Below are 1,685 nucleotides of genomic sequence, written 5' to 3'. Positions count from 1 at the left end.
TGTTCATGTGACGATGTCGTCGCCGCCTCAATATCGGGGGGTGGGGGGTAGGTGGGGGTCGAAATACCCCGAAATCGAGTATCCGGCCCGACCCCGCTTAGGGGGGTTGACCCCTTATATGAGGGGCGGCGTTTCCTGGGGATTCGCCGCTGACCCTCGCAACCCATTCGGGGGGTTTTCCCCCCGTTTCATTCGGAGATACATCATGGCTAACCTCACCACCATCATCCACGCTGCAATCAACCTGTCCCTGGACTACGAGGCCAAGATAGCGGAAGCCCGGACAGCCCTGAAGGGCAAGAGCCCCGAAGAGATTCGGGAGACTCTGCTGCCCATCGTCGCCGCAAGCCCCAAGTACCAAGTCCCCGTGATCGACGGGGAGCGCAAGGCCAAGGGCAAGAAAGTGCTCGACAAGTCGCACCCCAAGTACGAAACCTGCCGCTCCATGCTGAGCGACATCGTGGCCGACATCGTGGGCAAGGTCGTCGCCAAGGCTGACCAGTACGAAATCCCCGAGGAGCTTCTCGCTGCTGCGCTGACCCTGGTCAAGCGCGCCAAGCAGTACGACGAGAACATCATGCGCACCCTGGCCTCTCAAGCCCTGGCCCATGCATGGACGCAAGTCAAGTGATTCGGGGGGTTTTCCCCCCGTTTTTTCCGACGCAACCCCGAGCGCGAGGGGGGTTGCGTTATTCCACCTGTTTCCTCGCCACTTTTGACACTGGAGAACCAACCATGACCAAAGACCACCTGAACCACCTGCTGCGCGCCGTGATGGACATGGAGCACACCACCAGGGAAAGCCTCACCCCAAGGCAGTACGACGCCATGTGCGCCCTGGCCCAGGAGTGCGAAGCCCCGCAGTTCGTCATCGAGTACTTCGCCCGTAAAGCTATCGCAACCCAGGAGTGAACCATGCAAACCATCCCCCTTCGCCGCGTCAAGCCCGGAGACTTCATCAAGCGCAAGCCTGACGCCAAAACCGTCTATCGCAGGGGCGACTATGACCGGGCCACCAAGACCTACACCCTGGTGGACACCGACGACATCAGCCGCGCCATCTATCTCAAGGCCACCACGCTCGTGGTGGTCGGCTTCACCTACTGAGGACTGAACCATGCCCCACATCAACCGCCACCAACAGCGTGCCCTGCGCGGCATGCACCCAAACCCCAAGGCCAAGGAGGAACTCAACAGGATCAGGGAACGCCTGATCCGCGAGATCGAGGAGCGCGAAGGCAAGGAGGAGATCAAGTTCTGGCAGCGCAGGACTTGGCTTTGGAAGTGAGCGAAACGGGGGGCTTTCCCCCCGTTTGTCGCCCGTCCCTGGCTCGGACGACATTTTGTAAGGTTCTTGGTACTCGGCCGTCTTTTCTGCCCCTTGTCCCGTACCAAGCGCGGGCTAAGTCCTTGATTCTGTTCACTGTCCACCGAACTGGCCACTATATATATCTATATGTAATATGTAGTAGTAGTAGTAGTATTTTTGTGTGTGTCTTTGTCCTTCTTTTCCTTTTCCCTTTTAGTCCTTTGCTTCTGTTCGTTTATGGGGAAAGGTGGACACCTCGTGACATCCTGTGCAGAATCAAGCACTTAGTTCGGCCCCTTCTCTGGCCACGGGGCATGGAAGATGGGCCAGACGTGGTAGTTTTCGTCAACATCAGGAGCAAAGCATGACCCGTACA

At 58.2% G+C, this 1,685-nt stretch carries 4 protein-coding genes; all 4 read left to right on the top strand.

Annotated elements, in window-relative coordinates; all coding sequences use genetic code 11:
- The first annotated feature begins 205 nt into the window (after window positions 1-205).
- The 4 genes from ABWQ00_RS15990 (at window position 206) to ABWQ00_RS15975 (ending at window position 1,288) form a co-directional block, all read left to right on the top strand.
- Window positions 206-631 (top strand): hypothetical protein, encoded by a 426-nt coding sequence (locus ABWQ00_RS15990; protein ID WP_353239648.1) that lies wholly within the window; start codon window positions 206-208, stop codon window positions 629-631.
- A gap of 104 nt (window positions 632-735) precedes the next feature.
- Window positions 736-912, top strand: coding sequence for a hypothetical protein (locus tag ABWQ00_RS15985; RefSeq protein ID WP_353239647.1), 177 nt, complete (start codon window positions 736-738; stop codon window positions 910-912).
- Window positions 913-915: 3 nt separating this feature from the next.
- The gene (locus ABWQ00_RS15980; protein ID WP_353239646.1) at window positions 916-1,107 is read left to right on the top strand and encodes a hypothetical protein; all 192 of its coding nucleotides are present in this window, start codon (window positions 916-918) and stop codon (window positions 1,105-1,107) included.
- A 10-nt stretch (window positions 1,108-1,117) separates the two neighbouring features.
- On the top strand, window positions 1,118-1,288 hold the full coding sequence (locus tag ABWQ00_RS15975) for a hypothetical protein (RefSeq protein ID WP_353239645.1): 171 nt from the start codon (window positions 1,118-1,120) through the stop codon (window positions 1,286-1,288).
- Window positions 1,289-1,685 lie beyond the last annotated feature (397 nt).

This window comes from Limnohabitans sp. (assembly GCF_040400975.1).
Lineage (GTDB): Bacteria > Pseudomonadota > Gammaproteobacteria > Burkholderiales > Burkholderiaceae_C > Limnohabitans_A.
The sequence above is the reverse complement of the archived record's forward strand: the minus strand, read 5'-3'. Positions and strand labels throughout refer to the sequence as shown.

Excerpts from the sequence above, each read along its gene's own strand:
- ABWQ00_RS15980 (WP_353239646.1), top strand. The coding sequence starts at position 916 with ATGCAAACCATCCCCCTTCGCCGCGTCAAGCCCGGAGACTTCATCAAG.
- ABWQ00_RS15975 (WP_353239645.1), top strand. The coding sequence starts at position 1,118 with ATGCCCCACATCAACCGCCACCAACAGCGTGCCCTGCGCGGCATGCAC.
- ABWQ00_RS15985 (WP_353239647.1), top strand. The coding sequence starts at position 736 with ATGACCAAAGACCACCTGAACCACCTGCTGCGCGCCGTGATGGACATG.
- ABWQ00_RS15990 (WP_353239648.1), top strand. The coding sequence starts at position 206 with ATGGCTAACCTCACCACCATCATCCACGCTGCAATCAACCTGTCCCTG.